The organism is Pedobacter sp. NJ-S-72 (genome assembly GCF_053890575.1).
Genome location: NZ_CM132681.1, coordinates 5,101,647 through 5,118,474, shown reverse-complemented (window position 1 = coordinate 5,118,474; position 16,828 = coordinate 5,101,647). Strand labels below are relative to the sequence as shown.

The following is a 16,828-nucleotide window of genomic DNA, read 5'->3' as shown; positions in this document are numbered from 1 at the left end:
GAAATTACACGGGTTATTACTACCGCACAGTCAGATAACCCTGTTCCTGAAAAGCATCCTGATATCCTTTATCCCAAAGAATAAAAGTTCCGGGGCTGCATTCCAGATATTCCAGTTTTGCATAAATAGGAAAGGTTGGTGTCCCTCCTGCAATAATTACTGGTTCGGGCATCCCTTTCCAGACCAGCCGTTTTGTTAATTTACTAATAGATGCAAGTACACCCGCAGCTTTTTTCTCTCTGATGGTGTAATCTGCATCATGGATGTGACCATCATAAGCATGTAACCCCAATATCTCCACACCCTTTTCAGCTATAGCAGATTCATAAAGTTCCAGCGCCTCGTGTTCAGCATGAATACCAGTTCTGTTCATCCCCACGTTCAGATCTATAAAAAGACGTATGACCACTCCTGCTGCTAATGCTCCACGGGCAATCGACTTTAAAGAAAACTCATTGTCTATCAAACACGAAAAAGAAGTTTCCGGATAGGTTTTGATCAGCTGAATAAATCTATCAATTTTAGGCCCGTGGGCTGATAGGCTAATAATACATCAGGTGCTTTACTGATAGCCAGCATTTCTGCTTCGGCAATAGTTGCACATTTAAATTTAGTGATGCCAGCCCCTAATAGTTGCTGAGTGATTTCAATGGTTTTATGGGTTTTAACATGTGGTCGCAACCTGTTTATATCACCAATACTCTGCTTTAATTTTTCAATATTCGCAGTCATCCTTTCCTGATAAAATACCAGGGCGGGCGAATCAAGCTGATCCACCTCGTCAATCAAATACCAGTCTGTTTGATCCATATTACTCATGCAATTCAAACATCGCCTCGATTTCTACAGGAATATTATCTGGCAATGAGCCAAAACCTACCGCACTGCGTGTACCAATTCCATTTTCTTCTCCCCATACCTGCGCAAATAATTCACTGCAGCCGTTGATAATGAATGGGTGTTTTTCGAAGTCAGAGGTACAATTGACCATTCCTAAAACTTTGATCACTCTTTTTTTACACGGTTCAAAGTACCCAGATTGGTTTTGATGGTAGATAACATGGTTAAACCGACTTGTCTTGCTGCCAATTTACCTTCTTCCTGACTAAGATCTGCACCAATGCGGCCAATAATCAGACTTTTATCATCATTTACAGGCCCATGTCCAGATAGATAAAGATATTTACCATCTATCAAATATGGTTTATAAACTCCTAGAGGTGTCGGTGCTGGTGGTAATGTTAATCCCAGTTTTGCGAATTGCGCTTCTGCACTTAAATTTTCCATTGTGATATATTCTATTAGATAATTTGATTTAATAAAAGTACGCCTATCAGGCCTACGATCCCAACAATTGACTCCATTAATGCCCATGACTTAAATGTATTTTTCAGGCTGAGGTTGAAATATTCTTTAAACATCCAGAACCCACTATCATTTACATGGGAGAACATTAAACTTCCTGCCCCAACCGCCAATACCATCAAATTGGGATTTGTATTGGTTGCAATCATTAAAGGTAAGATAATCCCAGCCGTTGTTAACCCAGCTACTGTAGCTGAGCCAACACAAAATCTGATTACAGCGGCAATCAGCCAACCTAAAAACAAAGGCTGCATGTGTAATTCTTTTAACATGATGGCGATTTCTCCACTTACACCACTATCTACAAGTATTTGTTTTTTAATGCACCTGAACCTCCGATAATCAGAAGAATCATGGCCACATCTTTAACAGCATCTCCATAAAGATCCATCAGATAAGTCACTTTCTTACCCTGAAAAATACCAAGTGTAAGCGTAGCTGTGGTCAATGCGATCAGCATCACTACATTTGACTCTCCGGCAAGTGCTATTATATTTGCCAACCCTGGCATCCGGCTGGCATAAAAAAAAAATACCGCTGCAATGACCAGCAGTAAAACCGGCAAAAGAGCAGTAAAGAAACTATTGAAAGTTCCGGGTAGTTCGTTCTCTGGTTTTTCGACAGGAACAAAACTTTTTAAGGGTGTAGAAGGAATATTTTTTAAAGTTCTTGCAAAAAGAGGCCCCCCAATAATAATTGCAGGTATGGCAACGATCAAACCGTATAAAAGGGTAAGCCCCATATTAGCTTTAAACTGTATAACTAAAGCGGATGGTGAAGGATGCGGTGGAAGAAATCCGTGCGTTACAGACAGAGCAGCAAGCATGGGCAAGCCGATATAAATTGCTGGTATTTTGTATTTGTAAACCACAGAAAAAATAAGCGGGATCATTAAGACAAAGCCTATTCCATAAAAAAGTGGGATACCGATGAGAAACCCTGTAACTACGACTCCCCATTGAATATATTTCTTTCCGCAGATGTTCATAATAACGGAAGCAATTCTCTGGGCTGCACCACTGTCAGCAACCAGTTTTCCCAACATCGCTCCGACAGTAATAATGATCAGTAATGAACCGAGTACATCACCTATTCCTTTCTGAACAGAGCCGGCAATTTTATCAAGCGGGATACCCAGTGCGATACCAGCAACGATGGAGACGACGACGAGAAAAGAGAGAGAAGGCATTGATCCGCAAAGCGGATACCATAACGATCAGTAAAAGAATGCATAACAGTACAATAATAAGGGTCATTTCGCTTTTTTTATGAGCAAATAATATACGGATTTTAATCCGTATATTATTGTTACACTGCGTGTTTACAGCTTAAAAAATTGCGTTTTCAGCAGTTTATTTATGCTGTTAAACCATATGATTTAAACATTCTCCATTCCGTACTGTTTTAATACATCAGCAGGTACTCCGGTCCATTTATTAGGTACATTTCCAACATAACCTAAATCCTTCACGCCCATTTCTGTAGTAAAAAATCCAGAGGCCGTCAAATCTCTCATTAAACTAAAAAAAGCTGCTCCCTGCTGCATACCTGGTTTAACTTTTTTAGGGTAAGCAATATCTTCAACCATTTCGATACGCTGTTTTTCTGATGCTTCTTTAAACGTTTTTTGGAAACGGTTAAGGCATTGGATATCTAACCATTTTAAACGCCACGCATAGGCGTCTGGTGACCGGGCATATCTTTGACGATAAATTCAATAAATTCAGGCACTTTAGCATCCGTTGCACTTCCTGACTTTCCATCTTTTGGGATGATAATGTCCGAGAGAATAGCAATAGTGGCCATTTCATGTTCGTTAAAAAATTTCGCTGCATTTAAAGCATTGTCTCTCTCTACTTCGAAAGCCTCTCTGCCTGGTTGGGCAGCAGCTTTTTCATCCAATGCTTTTTCTGTTTTGAGCGCTCCTGGCTTACAGGCCTCCAGCAATACTGCTGAACTTATAGCCGTTAAGCCTAAGGCTTTTAGTGATTCACGTCTGTTCATATCTGCGTTAGCTAAGGTTTAGTTTTTTCTTTTCTGCAAGGATATATTCTGCGGTACGCATTGATAACGCAAGAATAGTCCAGGTTGCATTTTTATCACCTTGTTGTACAAAAGGGGCAGCATCTACGACAAATAGATTTTTACAATCATGTGCCTGACACCATTTATTTAATGCAGATTTCTTTGGATCGTCTCCCATTCTTACTGTACCTACTTCATGGATGATTTTACCTGGAGCTTCCAATCCGTAATTATCTTCAGGGCCATGAATTTTTGAGGTCACAATAGCACCCATAGTATGCATCATTTCCTGGAAAGTCTCTTGCATATGTTTGGCTTGTTTTACCTCTTCATTTGCCCATTTATAATTAAAACGGAGCACTGGAATACCATATTTATCTACAACTTCAGGGTCAATCTCACAGTAGTTAGATTCTCTTGCTATCGCTGTTCCACGTCCGGCCATGCCAACTTGTGTACCAAAGAAGCGTCTGTAATCATCTTTCAGACCTATACCATATCCACCGGCTTCTTTCATTTTACCATCTTTGCCGGGTACTGCACCGTTCATGTTTTCTATACCGCCACCAAAACCATAGCCTGGCATGTGTAATCCCCCACCATATTCAATATGATAACCGCGTGGAAAGTCTAATTTTTTATTCAAGCCACCATGGAGAGTAAATGTGAACGCTTCCTACACCATCTTCATTGTAACGTTTACGATCTAATAATTGTGGTAGAAAGCCACCTAAACTTGCTCCTGTAGAATCATGCAGATACTTGCCTACTACGTTACTGTTATTAGCCAGACCATTAGGGTGAGCTACGGATTTAGAATTAAGCAACAAACGGGCAGATTCGCAAGCACTGGCTCCAAGGATAACTACTTTCCCTCTAACCTGGTGTTCTTCCATCGTAGTTTTATCTACATAAGATACACCTGTAGCCAGACCGCCTTTATCGGTTAGTACTTCGCGTACCATCGCATTGGTAATTACAGTCAGGTTTCCTGTTTTCACTGCCGGTATAACCAGGCAAGAAGAAGAAGAAAAATCACCGTAAACTTTACAGCTTCTGCCACATTGCCCGCAATAGAAACAAGGGGCACGATCTTTATTATTTGGTAGTGCTTCGGTTAATACTGAGCCTCTGCCAGCAATTACAGTTACACCATTTTTTTTAGCCGCTTTTTTGATGAACAGTTCATTTAACCTGGGCTTTGGCGGAGCCATAAAAATACCATCAGGTTCACTTTCTATCCCTTCAACGGTTCCGTAGATACCAATTAAGCGGTCAACTTTATCATAAAAAGGCTTGATCTCATCATAAGTAATCGGCCAGTTATCTGTCAGTCCGTCTTTACATTTAAAATCATCAGGCCCCATCCTCAGAGAGATACGTCCCCAGTGATTGGTTCTGCCGCCCAACATCCTTGAACGGAACCAGGCAAACTCAGAATTATTCTTTTGGGTGTAAGGTTCTCCTTCAAGTTCCCAGCCTCCATAAGCAGCATCGAAATCACCGAACGGTCGTACAGTACCTGCACCACGCCTTGGAGATTCCCATGGCCATTTTAGTTGCTGCGCATCAAGGCGCGGATCAAAATAAGCACCTGCTTCCAGCATCAATACTTTCTGACCAGCATTTGCCAGTACGTATATCCTGCCATCCCACCGCCTGCTCCTGACCCAACTATTATGGCGTCATATTCGACGTCTGACTTTTTAATTTGAAATTCGTTCATACTACCTGCTTTTAATATTAAATGGTTTTAGCTCGTATTTGGTGTACGTAATTTAGTATTAAAAATTAAATTTCAGAATTTTTATCAAATAAGTTACTGATGAAGATTCCAACTTCAATTTAATTTAACAGGCTGGTTTATTACCTATTCCGCAGCTAATTGATTTAGCACGTTAGAAAGTGTATTGAGTCCCCAGTGTTCATAGTATTGACCATTTATAACCCTCACAATATCGATCACATGAATTATTATTTTTTTATCTGTTGGTGGTACCCCCCCATAAATATACCATCATGTGTTCCTGTAATCGTTTTCCGTGTGGTGACCAGATCACCTTCCGCCAGCTGTTCATAAATAGTGACTTTCAGATCAGGAAAAGCCGGTCTTAATATTTGATTAAAGGTATAAATCATTCCTCCGGGACCATTATCAATTCCTTCAGGTGCTGTTCTGTTAATAAACTGATCGTTCATCAGCTCTTTGAAGCTTTCCAAATTCCCTTGTTCAATAACTTCGAGATTGAAGCGTCTGATTATTGCTTTGTTTTTTTTCAGTTGAGTTTCCATGTTTTACAGTTGGGTTTCTTAATTTCTGTTTTTTCAGGAGCTTATTTATGAAGCTCCGTTTATACAAAACAAAGATAGGACTGGTTGAAAAGCAGCTGATAAGGTTAGAAGTTCAAACTTTAAGGCTGGACGTTCAAATCGCGATATTTCCTGGGGGTCATCCCATAATATTGCTTAAAATACTGCGTGAAGCTGGAATGGTTTTCATAGCCTATTTTTTGATATACTACACCAGGTCTTTCGTCCGGATGTTTCAATAAATCAGCAGCAAGCTGCATTTTACGTTGTAAAAACCATTTTTGGGGAGAAGTAGCATAGATACTTCTAAACTTTCTTTTAAAAGTAGATATACTGTAATTGCATAGCATAGAAAGGCGAGGTCTTCTACCGTAATAGAATGACCGATATGACTTTCAACAGCCTTTCTTAGCTGCATATCCTCGTTATCCTTGGCAACGATCAGTAACGACCGCAATTTTTCAGGGTAAAGCTTAAGCAGGTAAAGCAGCAACTCTTCCAGCTTTAGTAAATTGAATTCATCACTTAATACTATTCCCGATTGTAAAAGCAGATTTAAAGAATTAATATAATTGAGAATGAAAGCATCTTGTTTAAAAATGAGATAAGGCTTTTGATCATTTACTTCTTCCTCTTTTAAAGAAGACTCATATTTTATAAAAAAAATCAGAGAGCTGCTCATTACTAAAATAGAGAAGAATACTGCTAAATAATTCTTGTTTGGGTAATATCTCGGAAGTCAGGCAATTGCCTTTGGAAAGAATCAAAAACTCGCCCTCATGGATTGTAATAGTTCCGTTGAGATAGGTTATTGTTTTTGTACCACTGATTAATAAGTTAATCATATTCTGATGCAGAATAATTTTATTCTTCGTGCTATTATGCAGTGCCTTATATCGCCTGATAATCACAGACTTGCTTTCCCTAACCTCTCCGGGCGTTAAATCATTAGGTAGATTATAAATATTCAATGCCATCTTATCACAAAATAATTTGAACAATTGAAGGTAACCCTATTCTTTCAATTTCCGGCGTTGCAGGTAAAGTTTTGCAGATTCACTCATGGTAATAATTGCAGCTCCAAGGATCACAACATCTTTAATCACCAGTCTGCCTCTTCCTGAAAGGTATGGGAAACCCCATTGATTATCTGTTAAATGCGGCACCCAGCTTTCGGGGGTTGTAATCAGAAAAGAAAGTGTCCCCAGCGTCATCAGAAAAATAAGCAAACTTGCAATCATGCTAGATAATGGCGTTATTTTATGCAGGGCGATGAAAACAGCAAGAATAATCAGAAAAGTGCCCAATCCTTTTGAAAATCCATAGGTATTATTGGGCGACATGCCACTCATGATTTGCCGGGATCAGCTCACCTTCTTTATTCATATGGGTTTTATAATCTGCGGGATGATTATAGAAAAAAGACATCAACGGACTATTAGCTACAAAAGGAACAATACCATCAGCTTCGTATGTAAAAAACTTTAATCCTCCGATCCAGAGGAAGACTAAAACAATACCGAACCGGATTACATTTTTCCCGTACTGATCAAGGTGAGCGATGGTGTTTAAAAAAGAAGGTTTCATAAAAAAAGATTTGAAATTTATTAATAGATTCTTCATCCTGTATATCAGGAGTTGAATATCAATACAAATCTAGATAAGCCAATAGGCGGTTAACATGGACGGTACGGGATATTACTTGGATAAATCTGCCATTACGGAGATTCCAGTTCTGTCTCTGAATATTTGAGGCGAAACTTTCGTTACTTTTTTAAAAACTCTGCTGAAATAGAATTCGTCAGTGAAATTTAGTGAATAGGCAATTTCCTTAATACTGAGACGGGGGTAAGGTGTAATTGCTTTTTGGCTTCCAGTATTAGTCTTTCCTGAATAAGTTGTGAGGGTGATTTTCTAAAGTACCGGGTACAGCGTTTAGTCAGGTTATTGGGTGACATCGCCAGTAATCTGGCATAATCAAGAGGCTTACGCAAAGTAACATAATGTTCTTCTAATAGAAGACGGAATTGCTCCATCTGTTCATCCTGCTTTGGCTCCTCACGGGGATCTGAGATTGATTTAATTTTAATACTGCTTGATTTGGCGAGAAACAATTGAAGATATGCCCTGAGCACTATTTCTGAGGGTTGCTTCTGATTAAATTCTTCTTCGAGGTCATTTAGCAGATGATCAAAAATACGGGTTTCGTTATCATCCAAAACCACGACCGGGGCAATGTAAATGTTATTAAACAAAAGACCATTGCAGGATACTTCTGTACGGTGATATTCTATACAATAAAAATCTCCGTGGAACTGCAACATGAAAATTTTTATTGGCTTGATTTGCTCAATATGAATAACCTGTAATGGGGTAGAGAATAAAAGTACTGGCCCGGTAAACGGAAAACTTCCAAAATCTGCATGATATATTCCCTCCCCCTCTGGTACAAAAAGAATGGTATAAGAAGAAAATTGCGTAGGTATACTTAAATCACATCCGTCTGTTTTCTTTACACCAAGTAAATATTCTCCTGATTTTGAAAATATCTTTTTCATTAATTGATTAGATTTAGAAATATTTACAAAAATATGAATGCTGCCAAAAGATCGTTCCGCTATGCAATGATATCATTAATACTATTAATTATATCTATTATCCTGACATTTTTTGAAGTTGATGCGAGTTATGAAATGAAGGTAGCCCCCGATACGACGTATAAAATTATAACTTATGCCGTAAGGATTATATTGCCTGTTTCTTTTGTCTATGGTCTATTGTCCATTTCAGATAAAAAGAATAATCTGGGTTCTGTATTGTGTATTATTTCAGGTCTGGGCTGGGCACTTAATGGTACTGATGAGTCTGATCAACTCTGCATATCAGGCTTAATGATTAAATTGTACATGATTTAGCCTTTTAGAGATTTTTATGCTTGAATTTGTTTTAATACTGGGCTTAATATTACCACAAGCTATCGCTGGCATCTTTGCAAAAAGCCAGGGCAGAAGTTTTTGGTTCTGGTTTTTTATTTCGTTCCTGATTCCAATTGTCTCGTTAGTGGTATTATTGTTTTTAGATGATAAGAAGATTGGCGATACTGGCTTTAAGCTTGCGGATCATGTAAAAAGAGATCAGGAACAAGTATAATACGTGCAAAAACTATAGAAAAACAAAATATATGAAGTCATTACTCTTTTCTCTATTTTTTCTGATCCTATTCAAATCACAGGCACAACAACATTTATTAGTTGATACGCATAATGATGTACTTTCTTCACAGCTGCTAACCAGGGCAGATCTGGGCAAGCTACACCATTCAGGCAATTTTGATCTGGTCAGAGCCGCCAAAGGGGGATTAAATGCCCAGGTATTTTCTATTTGGTGTGATGAAAGCCTGGGAAAAGGCAAGGCATTTTCAAGGGCTAACCGGGAAATAGATTCTTTATATGCATTGATCAAACGTAATCCAAAAAAAATTGTACTGGTAAAGAATGCTACAGAATTAAGACAGGCTTATAAACAAAATCGTCTTGCTGCTTTAATTGGTGTTGAAGGTGGTCATATGATCGAGAACCGTATGGATTATTTAGATAGCCTGGCAAAACGGGGTATGCGGTATTTAACCTTAACCTGGAATAACAGCACTCCATGGGCCACTTCGGCCAGAGATGAAACTTCAGGCAAAACTAAGTTAAAGCATAAAGGGCTTAGTGATTTTGGTAAAAAAATTGTTCATCGCCTAAACACTTTGGGTGTAATAGTCGATATCTCTCATGTTGGTGAAGCTACATTTTATGATGTATTAGCTTCAACTGCTAAGCCAGTTATTGCCTCACATAGTTGCGCTTATAGTCTGAATCCCCACAGGCGTAATTTAAAAGATAAGCAGCTTAAAGCATTAGCCAGGAATGGTGGCGTGGCTTTCGTTAATTTTTATAGTGGCTTTTTAGACCCTTCTTATGATGCTAAGGAACAACTTTTCCTTAAAAAGTATGCAAAAGAATTAAACTCCTTAAATAAGATTTATGGTCCTTATGCTTCAATGAAACTCAATGAACTGCACAAAGCGGAAGCTGACAAAATGCGTCCGCCTCTGCGTATGCTGATTCAGCATATTGATCATATGGTTAAAGTTATGGGTGCTGAACATGTAGGCATAGGTTCCGATTTTGACGGATCTGAATCTTATCCTGTAGGATTGGATTCTGTAGTTGATTACCCTAAGATAGCTGCTGAATTACGTAAAATAGGCTATAAAGAAGAAACAATCGGACTGATATTTGGCGGGAATTTCTTAAGGGTGCTAACTGCAAATACAGGGAAGTAAAACGACTTTTAAACAAAAAAAAGCTCCAGATTTCTCTGAAGCTTTTTGCAGTGGTGTGGGCCGGGATCGAACCGGCGACACAAGGATTTTCAATCCTTTGCTCTACCGACTGAGCTACCGCACCATCCTTTTATTAACATGATTTCAACCATGCTCCACCTCGGTTGGTGGGCTGCAAATGTAGTTTCTTTTTTTGAATTTCAAAACGGTTAAGCACTTTAATTTAAAAATAATGCATTTTTATTCTTCAGCGCCCGAAATTACAGGTTCCAGCGTTGCTAATTCTTCCTCAGTAAACAGCCTTGAATGCATGATAAACCCTATATCCAAGGTTGATTCAAGGGAGAAGCCAGCGGCTCTCCCCTCCATCACATCTAATGTTAACTGGGTATGTTTCCAGTATTCGAACTGATCTCCAGCCATATAGAACTTACAGCCTTCAATCTCTCCAAGACAAACATCGTTAGAACCGATCAGAAAACCACCTTTTTCAAAACAATGCGGATAAGATCCTTCACAGGCAGCACCCTCCGCTCTGATGAAAAAATAACTCACCATACTCTGTTTTAAGCTGATTGATTACACCAATAGCCTTTTCAGTAACCAAAATCCTTTTGCTGCCCATGGTTGAAAATGATTTAAAAGAAGCCCAATTTATTTTTATCATAAGAGATCAACATGTTTTTAACGCTTCTGTAATGGTCAAGCATCATCTTATGATTTTCTCTGCCAAAGCCGGATTTTTTATATCCACCAAATGGCGCATGAGCAGGATAAGCATGATACTGATTCACCCACACACGACCAGCCTGTATAGCACGCGGCACCTGATATAACTCATGTTGCATCACGTGTCCATACGCCGGCACCTAACCCATATAAAGTATCATTGGCAATTTCGATAGCTTCCTCTACAGTTTTAAATGTAGTTACGCAAAGCACCGGGCCGAATATCTCTTCCTGAAAAATACGCATCTTATTATGCCCTTTAAAAATCGTCGGTTCGATATAATAACCTGTTTCAGAGATCTCCCGCCAATTTATTAATTTCACCTCCTGTTAAAACTGCTGCACCCTCTTCTATTCCTATTTTAATATAGGATAGTATTTTTTGATACTGCTCATTAGAAGTTTGTGCACCCATCATACTTTCCTGATCCAATGGGTTCAAAGTTTTAATCGCTTTTGTACGTTCAATTACACGGGCAATAAACTGATCGTAAATACTTTCCTGTATTAAAAGACGCGAAGGACATGTACAGATTTCACCCTGATTTAAAGCAAACATGACTGCTCCTTCTACTGCTTTATCAAAAAACTCATCATCCTGAGCAGCTACAGATTCAAAAAATATATTAGGTGACTTTCCGCCCAGCTCCATGGTAGAAGGAATGATATTCTCCGCAGCATACTGCATAATTAAACGCCCTGAAGTTGTACTTCCTGTAAAAGCTACTTTAGCTATTCTTGGTGAAGTAGCGAGTGGTTTCCCTACCTCCAAACCATAACCATTCACTATGTGTTTAATACTCCGGGAGGCAAAATATCACCAGTCAGTTCCATTAAAATGATGATAGAAACTGGTGTCTGCTCTGCTGGTTTAACAACGGTACAGCAACCAGCAGCTAATGCCGGAGCGATTTTCCATATGGCCATTAATAAAGGAAAATTCCAGGGGATAATCTGCGCCACGACTCCTATCGGTTCATGCAGTACAATACTAACGGTATGTTCATCGTGCTCCGCGATCGTACCTTCTTCACCTCTTATTATACCAGCAAAATATCTGAAATGGTCTACAACGAGCGGTAAATCTGCCGCTAGTGTTTCCCGTATCGCCTTTCCGTTATCTATAGTTTCTACGGTAGCGAGGTAAGTTAAATTATCTTCTATTCTCTGCGCAACTTTCAAAAGAATATTACTTCTGTAGGTCGGAGAACTTTTACTCCATGTTTTAAAGGCCTCATGTGCAGCATCCAGCGCCAGCTTTACATCTTCTTTAGAAGATCTTGCTGCTTTGGTAAATACTTTTCCGTCTACACAGAGAGATATTATCAAAGTATATGCCTTTTACTGGCGGGACAAATTTGCCTCCGATAAAATTTATCATAATAAGTTTTAAATGCCGGTCTTTCCATGATTGTCTGAATTTATGATTTGGTTCATACAAACCTAACAGCTAATTGAAAGCAGTGGTAGGACAATTGTAGCAAGTAGTAGCATTATCGTTGCACAATTGGTAACAGTATTGAAATAAATTTATATTTGAGAATACACCTTAGCACTAACCAAAACTACAGGTTATGATACAGCATAAATTAAATCTTGTTGAACTGAGTAATGAAGCTGGTTTACAAACCTTAGTAGAAAACAGAACAGCCTATACGCTGGAACGCTGCGAACTGAACGTTTTTGAAATCCATTCTGAGTCCTATAAAGTCCCTTTAGTATTTAATGATTTTGTCATAACCAGTATGCTGCGTGGCAAAAAGGTCATGCATCTCTCTGATAAAAAAAGCTTTGATTATCTCCCCGGAGAAACCGTAATTGTACCCCCTTCGCAGGCCATGCAAATAGATTTTCCTGAAGCCTCGGGCCAGAACCCGGCTCAATGTATCGCCCTGGCCATAGGTAATGATCAGATTAAGCAGACTATCCGGTATCTTAATGAATATTTTCCTAAGGCAACAACAGGTCAGCAATGGGCACTCAATTATGATGAATACCATTTTTACAACAATGAAGAAATCTCCTTTTTAATCAATAAGATTATCAGAATCTGTGCAGAAGGATCAAAAGAGAAGGATGTACTGGCAGATTTGACGCTGAAAGGATTACTGGTCAGAATTATGCAAACGCAAAATTTAAAAACCATTGGTCAGCATAGTGCATATGCCAGTCAGAATCCTTTAGCTTATGTAATTGGTTATATCAAAGCAAATCTGAACGAAAAAATAAGTATCAATAGTTTAAGCAGCAAGGCTTGTATGAGCAAAGCTACTTTTTACAGGTTATTTAAACGTGAACTGGGAATCAGTCCTAACGATTTCATCCTGACGGAAAAGATCAACTGTGCGAAACAAATGCTGGCCAAACCAGGTTTAAAGATTACAGCAATTAGTTATGATCTTGGTTTTAGCGACGCCAATTACTTTATCCGTGTATTCAAGAAACTGGAAGGGATTACTCCAGGAAATTACCAAATACAGTTATCAGGATTAATTTAAAAAAATAAAAATATCTTTTAATAAACAATTTAATATATTTGCTCTCTAGGAAAATAAAACACTTAAAGCTCTCAATGTTACTTTATAATAAAAAAAAAAAAATCTCATAATCAGGCAATTTCCAAATTCACCCCCGTTTTTCTCTTAATATTTTTTCTTACATATACTGTTTCAGCCCAAAACAGCCAGAAAAATGACAAACACAATAAATTTTTGGATTCGTTAAAGAACCGTCTTGAAATTGGAGTAGCTGCAGGTCTTAGTTTAAATCAGTTCACTGAGGGACAACCGCAAACTGGCTCAACAATGGATATACTGCGGGGATTTCTGCAAACTATAAGCTGGTTAAAGGAATAAGTCTGCAACTGGAAATAAATAGCCTGCAACAGGGTGGCCGGATGATTCGCTTTAAAGATGATACCAGACTTGGTTTACCTGAAAGCTTTGAGACCAAAAATGTCAAAAATAGTTCTTATACACTCAATAGTCTGGAAATCCCACTTTTAATCAATTATACATTTAAGATCAGGCCATTATGGAAACCTTCAGTATATGCAGGCGGAAGTTATGCATACAATTATAATGTAAACGAAAAGTATCAGAAAACTGGTAATTTGTTACCTGGAGAAGATATAATCGCTACAGTTAGCGGATCGCAGAATGCAACCAATCTATTCAATTCCTCACGGATTAATCTAATAGTCGGCGCAAATTTAAAATTGCCATTGACCTCAAAGTTCTTATTACTCATAGACATGAGATACTTAAATGGGTTAACTACAGCCAGGGATAAATATTCTTATATGGAAAAAGTGGGTTTTGGAACAAACATCAGAACCAATTCTTTTCTGACAAAACTAGGCATCATTATGCCACTCTCAGGTCTCAAATAGGGCCATTTTTCAGTCACAAAATCAAAATTTACTTAAATAAAAAAGCGTAATATGAAGTCAAAATTTACTATTTTAATGGCTATGGCGTTCACCATCCTTATTGCAAGCTGCAGCAAGGATAAGTTTAACGAGAATGATGCCATCAATGCCCAAAAAGACCTACTGAATTTAAAATATCAGCATGAGATCGACCTGGAAACATTGAAGCAAAAAGGCGCAACTGCCTTACAACAGTTATTGAATACGGCAGCCCTTGAACAACTTAAACTGAATGACAGTTTAGCTACTAAAAGTGCTATAAATGCTAAAAAACAAGATTACAGTGTAACTGTTGTTGATGTTTATACTAACACGCCAATTGCAGGAGCTGACGTTACGGTTTCTTCAGAAGGAAAAATATATGCGGCAAAACAAGCGCAGACGGAGTGGTTACATTTTCGTCTTTATATTTATTCCCAACCAGCACTTTCCTGATTTCAAAAACAGGTTATGCTGCAACACAGATTTTACAAAGAAATATTACTCAGGGTGCAGCTAAATTATGGAATACGACAGACTTGTCAAATGAAATTTCTGGTACTTTATATATTGAAACAGATTTAACAAATGCAACTTCAGAAAAAGTAGGGGCTAATGTTTTAGTTACTGCTTCTTCAACTATCCAGGGAGGCACAGCCGGATCTTACACTGTTTATTTTCCTTCATATACTACTGCTGATGGAGCTTATTCTATAAAAGTTCCAGCAAGCCCTGCGGGATATAATTTGTCATTCGAACAAATTGCTGCTGATCAAAAACTTTATGTGAGTGCAACCGAAGATGATGCAATTCCTTCTTTTCCTAATAGCCTACCCAGAATCACAACTATAAAAACCTATTTCAACGTAAATGCTTTCAATGCTACAGTTCCATCAGGAGTAAGTGCTTATTATTTTAAAGTCGCTCCAGACAAAGCAGGAAAAACTCTATATGCTCAAGGTTATAATCCAAATTACAATTATTACTCTAATCAAGTTTTTTTATCAGCTACTGGAAGCAAGTATCAAATGGAAAGAGTCGTAAGCAATAATTATAATAACACCATCCCTGATCTTAATCAATACAACTATGAGCCTAATACTAAGGTTGATGTAGAATTGGTAGACATAACAGGGTCTATAATCCAGACCGCACCAAAATTAATCGCAACTGTTGGTTCAAATGGCAAATTAACCTACACTTATTCTAATGAAGGTGGATCTGGTTATTTTCAGCTTAAAAGAGATGACGCGGGGAATTTATTACCAGATGCTAAGGGAGCATTCTTAAGAGCAGCCCTTTATGATCAGTATTCAAATTCGTATTCTCTGAACTTCAACAGCCTGAATATTGCTGTAAACAGACAAATAAACAATACTTCTTTATTAATGAATAAAGGCGATAAAAAAGTAGTAAACTTTTATTATGGTTCTGGAGAAAGCAGAGTAAAACAGGTCTATTAATCTGAATATTTTATTCAGTAAATAAAAAGCCATCTCATATTGGACTGGAGGCAGTCCAATATGAGATGGCTTTTTGATATCAATAGGTTTTATCAAGGTTTAAACAAATGCCTGATAACTCATCTGTTACTGTAAAGCTTTTTATCAATCAAAGGCATGATAACTAATATGATTACATCTACAATAGATAAAATTAGTATTGCAATATCTGTTGACTGCAAAAATATCATGAATTAAAATCAGGGCTGGCAAATGCCAGACCCCATAGAGAGTGTAAAGTCAGCATGTTCATTTAACTGCTTACGAAAGTAACTAAGTGAAGCCACCATATAATTTTCAACAGTATTCACCGAAAGATCCATATTTTTGGCAATTTCAGCATAACTCATATCTTGGTCTCTGCTGAGTTCATAAACTCTGCGGCGCTGCGGACTGAGCTGACTAATTTTCTGACGGTAAAAACTCTCCAGTTCTTTACTGTTCAGTTCATGGTCAACAGCTGCAGAAGTTAAAGTCAGATGATCCCTGACCAGCTCAAGAGAAACAGTAGGTAGTATTTTTTTACGGTAATGGTTATAGATTGCATTCTTTACAGAACGGTAGAGATAGGCTGTAAGATCTTCTTCAATGATTATTTCTCCTTTCTTCTTCCATAAGCCCATCATGACATCCATTACAAGCTCTTCTGCTACGCATGATTCTTTCAGATTTTTTAAAGCGCATTATAATATCTTTTAAAAAGCACATTATAAGCAGCCGTGTTACCACTACGGTACTTTTCCAGCAGAATCTTATCAGATAAATCGTTTGTTATTTTTGACATTTGCTAACCAAAGAATCTCTTGGTCGCAAAAGTAACAGGCAAAACTCTTGTATATATTAAGAGAACATTAAGTTATTAAAACGAATTATCTATATGGATCTCAGGAAATAAAAAACCCTTTAAAACAAAAAAGCTTCAGATTTCTCTGAAGCTTTTAGAAGAAGTGGTGTGGGCCGGGATCGAACCGGCGACACAAGGATTTTCAATCCTTTGCTCTACCGACTGAGCTACCGCACCATCTTATTTCAACATGTTTGACCATGTTCCCCTCGGTTGGGAGTGCAAATGTAGTTTCTTTTTTTGAATTGCAAAACTTTTTCTGAAAATAATTTAAAAACGGCTCAGAATTATTTAAAACGGCTCTAAATTTGAAA

29 protein-coding genes, 2 tRNA genes and 2 pseudogenes are annotated in these 16,828 nt (G+C 38.0%); 7 read left to right on the top strand and 26 right to left on the bottom strand.

The features are described 5' to 3' along the window. Positions 1-19: 19 nt before the first annotated feature. From ACWYN3_RS33760 to ACWYN3_RS33680, 17 genes and pseudogenes are all read right to left on the bottom strand, one after another. Positions 20-466 (bottom strand): alanine racemase, encoded by a 447-nt coding sequence (locus ACWYN3_RS33760; RefSeq protein WP_456218145.1) that lies wholly within the window; start codon positions 464-466, stop codon positions 20-22. A 32-nt stretch (positions 467-498) separates the two neighbouring features. Then, positions 499-819 carry an alanine racemase gene (locus ACWYN3_RS33755; protein WP_456218144.1) on the bottom strand — a complete coding sequence of 107 codons (321 nt, stop codon included), beginning with the start codon at positions 817-819 and terminating at the stop codon, positions 499-501. Continuing rightward, a complete protein-coding gene (locus ACWYN3_RS33750; RefSeq protein WP_456218143.1) occupies positions 812-1,009 on the bottom strand; it encodes a RidA family protein in 198 nt (65 codons plus the stop codon). The genes ACWYN3_RS33755 and ACWYN3_RS33750 overlap by 8 nt, the downstream gene beginning before the upstream one ends. After that, entirely contained in the window at positions 1,006-1,287 is a 282-nt protein-coding gene (locus ACWYN3_RS33745) for a RidA family protein (protein ID WP_456218142.1), read from the bottom strand. Before ACWYN3_RS33745 ends, ACWYN3_RS33750 begins: the two co-directional genes overlap by 4 nt. A 14-nt stretch (positions 1,288-1,301) precedes the next feature. Beyond that, positions 1,302-1,637: a GntT/GntP/DsdX family permease gene (locus ACWYN3_RS33740; RefSeq protein WP_456218141.1), complete on the bottom strand. Its 336-nt coding sequence runs from the start codon at positions 1,635-1,637 to the stop codon at positions 1,302-1,304. 29 nt (positions 1,638-1,666) lie between these two features. Then, positions 1,667-2,554 (bottom strand): gluconate:H+ symporter, encoded by an 888-nt coding sequence (locus ACWYN3_RS33735; RefSeq protein WP_456218140.1) that lies wholly within the window; start codon positions 2,552-2,554, stop codon positions 1,667-1,669. A gap of 189 nt (positions 2,555-2,743) precedes the next feature. Further along, positions 2,744-3,171, bottom strand: a pseudogene (locus ACWYN3_RS33730) (gluconate 2-dehydrogenase subunit 3 family protein). Positions 3,172-3,376: 205 nt separating this feature from the next. Further along, positions 3,377-4,036 carry a GMC oxidoreductase gene (locus tag ACWYN3_RS33725; RefSeq protein WP_456218139.1) on the bottom strand — a complete coding sequence of 220 codons (660 nt, stop codon included), beginning with the start codon at positions 4,034-4,036 and terminating at the stop codon, positions 3,377-3,379. After that, positions 4,029-4,997, bottom strand: a complete 969-nt coding sequence (locus ACWYN3_RS33720; RefSeq protein ID WP_456223250.1) for a GMC family oxidoreductase N-terminal domain-containing protein — start codon at positions 4,995-4,997, stop codon at positions 4,029-4,031. Before ACWYN3_RS33720 ends, ACWYN3_RS33725 begins: the two co-directional genes overlap by 8 nt. Before the next feature lie 367 nt (positions 4,998-5,364). Then, the gene (locus ACWYN3_RS33715; protein ID WP_456218138.1) at positions 5,365-5,682 is read right to left on the bottom strand and encodes an ester cyclase; all 318 of its coding nucleotides are present in this window, start codon (positions 5,680-5,682) and stop codon (positions 5,365-5,367) included. A 119-nt stretch (positions 5,683-5,801) separates the two neighbouring features. Beyond that, the gene (locus ACWYN3_RS33710; RefSeq protein WP_456218137.1) at positions 5,802-6,050 is read right to left on the bottom strand and encodes a helix-turn-helix transcriptional regulator; all 249 of its coding nucleotides are present in this window, start codon (positions 6,048-6,050) and stop codon (positions 5,802-5,804) included. Further along, positions 5,936-6,382, bottom strand: a complete 447-nt coding sequence (locus ACWYN3_RS33705; RefSeq protein WP_456218136.1) for a hypothetical protein — start codon at positions 6,380-6,382, stop codon at positions 5,936-5,938. Before ACWYN3_RS33705 ends, ACWYN3_RS33710 begins: the two co-directional genes overlap by 115 nt. Further along, a complete protein-coding gene (locus tag ACWYN3_RS33700; protein WP_456218135.1) occupies positions 6,348-6,677 on the bottom strand; it encodes a hypothetical protein in 330 nt (109 codons plus the stop codon). Before ACWYN3_RS33700 ends, ACWYN3_RS33705 begins: the two co-directional genes overlap by 35 nt. Positions 6,678-6,713: 36 nt before the next feature. Continuing rightward, a complete protein-coding gene (locus ACWYN3_RS33695; RefSeq protein WP_456218134.1) occupies positions 6,714-7,052 on the bottom strand; it encodes a DUF417 family protein in 339 nt (112 codons plus the stop codon). Further along, positions 7,030-7,287 carry a DUF417 family protein gene (locus tag ACWYN3_RS33690; protein ID WP_456218133.1) on the bottom strand — a complete coding sequence of 86 codons (258 nt, stop codon included), beginning with the start codon at positions 7,285-7,287 and terminating at the stop codon, positions 7,030-7,032. The genes ACWYN3_RS33695 and ACWYN3_RS33690 overlap by 23 nt, the downstream gene beginning before the upstream one ends. A 111-nt stretch (positions 7,288-7,398) precedes the next feature. Then, positions 7,399-7,527: an AraC family transcriptional regulator gene (locus tag ACWYN3_RS33685; RefSeq protein ID WP_456223249.1), complete on the bottom strand. Its 129-nt coding sequence runs from the start codon at positions 7,525-7,527 to the stop codon at positions 7,399-7,401. Beyond that, entirely contained in the window at positions 7,512-8,258 is a 747-nt protein-coding gene (locus ACWYN3_RS33680) for a helix-turn-helix domain-containing protein (RefSeq protein ID WP_456218132.1), read from the bottom strand. Before ACWYN3_RS33680 ends, ACWYN3_RS33685 begins: the two co-directional genes overlap by 16 nt. Positions 8,259-8,291: 33 nt before the next feature. On the opposite strand from ACWYN3_RS33680, the gene ACWYN3_RS33675 reads away from it, so the two are divergent. Genes ACWYN3_RS33675 through ACWYN3_RS33665 form a run of 3 tightly spaced genes read left to right on the top strand, consistent with a single transcriptional unit; the run spans position 8,292 to position 10,030 of the window. After that, entirely contained in the window at positions 8,292-8,615 is a 324-nt protein-coding gene (locus ACWYN3_RS33675; protein WP_456218131.1) for a hypothetical protein, read from the top strand. Positions 8,616-8,631: 16 nt separating this feature from the next. Further along, positions 8,632-8,850, top strand: a complete 219-nt coding sequence (locus ACWYN3_RS33670; protein WP_456218130.1) for a hypothetical protein — start codon at positions 8,632-8,634, stop codon at positions 8,848-8,850. 31 nt (positions 8,851-8,881) lie between these two features. After that, a complete protein-coding gene (locus ACWYN3_RS33665; RefSeq protein WP_456218129.1) occupies positions 8,882-10,030 on the top strand; it encodes a dipeptidase in 1,149 nt (382 codons plus the stop codon). 51 nt (positions 10,031-10,081) lie between these two features. On the opposite strand, the gene ACWYN3_RS33660 is transcribed toward ACWYN3_RS33665, so the two are convergent. The 7 genes from ACWYN3_RS33660 to ACWYN3_RS33630 form a co-directional block, all read right to left on the bottom strand. Next, positions 10,082-10,154 (bottom strand) — tRNA-Phe (locus ACWYN3_RS33660). Between the two features lie 116 nt (positions 10,155-10,270). Then, positions 10,271-10,588, bottom strand: a complete 318-nt coding sequence (locus ACWYN3_RS33655; RefSeq protein ID WP_456218128.1) for a DUF779 domain-containing protein — start codon at positions 10,586-10,588, stop codon at positions 10,271-10,273. After that, positions 10,545-10,655 carry a DUF779 domain-containing protein gene (locus ACWYN3_RS33650; protein WP_456218127.1) on the bottom strand — a complete coding sequence of 37 codons (111 nt, stop codon included), beginning with the start codon at positions 10,653-10,655 and terminating at the stop codon, positions 10,545-10,547. Before ACWYN3_RS33650 ends, ACWYN3_RS33655 begins: the two co-directional genes overlap by 44 nt. A 13-nt stretch (positions 10,656-10,668) precedes the next feature. Continuing rightward, positions 10,669-10,878 (bottom strand): aldehyde dehydrogenase family protein, encoded by a 210-nt coding sequence (locus ACWYN3_RS33645; protein WP_456218126.1) that lies wholly within the window; start codon positions 10,876-10,878, stop codon positions 10,669-10,671. Then, positions 10,868-11,083 (bottom strand): aldehyde dehydrogenase family protein, encoded by a 216-nt coding sequence (locus ACWYN3_RS33640; RefSeq protein ID WP_456218125.1) that lies wholly within the window; start codon positions 11,081-11,083, stop codon positions 10,868-10,870. The genes ACWYN3_RS33645 and ACWYN3_RS33640 overlap by 11 nt, the downstream gene beginning before the upstream one ends. Next, complete coding sequence (locus tag ACWYN3_RS33635; RefSeq protein WP_456218124.1) at positions 11,052-11,546, bottom strand: aldehyde dehydrogenase family protein; 495 nt, start codon at positions 11,544-11,546, stop codon at positions 11,052-11,054. The genes ACWYN3_RS33640 and ACWYN3_RS33635 overlap by 32 nt, the downstream gene beginning before the upstream one ends. Further along, positions 11,546-12,088: an aldehyde dehydrogenase family protein gene (locus ACWYN3_RS33630; protein WP_456218123.1), complete on the bottom strand. Its 543-nt coding sequence runs from the start codon at positions 12,086-12,088 to the stop codon at positions 11,546-11,548. The genes ACWYN3_RS33635 and ACWYN3_RS33630 overlap by 1 nt, the downstream gene beginning before the upstream one ends. 245 nt (positions 12,089-12,333) lie before the next feature. Between ACWYN3_RS33630 and ACWYN3_RS33625 the strand changes: the two genes are divergently transcribed. The 4 genes and pseudogenes from ACWYN3_RS33625 to ACWYN3_RS33610 all read left to right on the top strand — a co-directional run bounded on the left by ACWYN3_RS33625 (position 12,334) and on the right by ACWYN3_RS33610 (position 15,631). Continuing rightward, positions 12,334-13,257 (top strand): AraC family transcriptional regulator, encoded by a 924-nt coding sequence (locus ACWYN3_RS33625; RefSeq protein WP_456218122.1) that lies wholly within the window; start codon positions 12,334-12,336, stop codon positions 13,255-13,257. Positions 13,258-13,571: 314 nt separating this feature from the next. Further along, a pseudogene (locus ACWYN3_RS33620) lies at positions 13,572-14,150 on the top strand (outer membrane beta-barrel protein); the annotation flags it as partial. Positions 14,151-14,201: 51 nt separating this feature from the next. Then, positions 14,202-14,624, top strand: coding sequence for a hypothetical protein (locus ACWYN3_RS33615; protein WP_456218121.1), 423 nt, complete (start codon positions 14,202-14,204; stop codon positions 14,622-14,624). After that, positions 14,576-15,631 (top strand): hypothetical protein, encoded by a 1,056-nt coding sequence (locus tag ACWYN3_RS33610; protein ID WP_456218120.1) that lies wholly within the window; start codon positions 14,576-14,578, stop codon positions 15,629-15,631. Before ACWYN3_RS33615 ends, ACWYN3_RS33610 begins: the two co-directional genes overlap by 49 nt. Before the next feature lie 239 nt (positions 15,632-15,870). Here the strand turns inward: ACWYN3_RS33610 and ACWYN3_RS33605 are convergent, their stop codons facing one another. Both ACWYN3_RS33605 and ACWYN3_RS33600 read right to left on the bottom strand, forming a co-directional pair. After that, positions 15,871-16,305 (bottom strand): sigma-70 family RNA polymerase sigma factor, encoded by a 435-nt coding sequence (locus ACWYN3_RS33605; RefSeq protein ID WP_456218119.1) that lies wholly within the window; start codon positions 16,303-16,305, stop codon positions 15,871-15,873. 313 nt (positions 16,306-16,618) lie between these two features. Next, positions 16,619-16,691: transfer RNA gene (locus ACWYN3_RS33600), tRNA-Phe, on the bottom strand. Positions 16,692-16,828 lie beyond the last annotated feature (137 nt).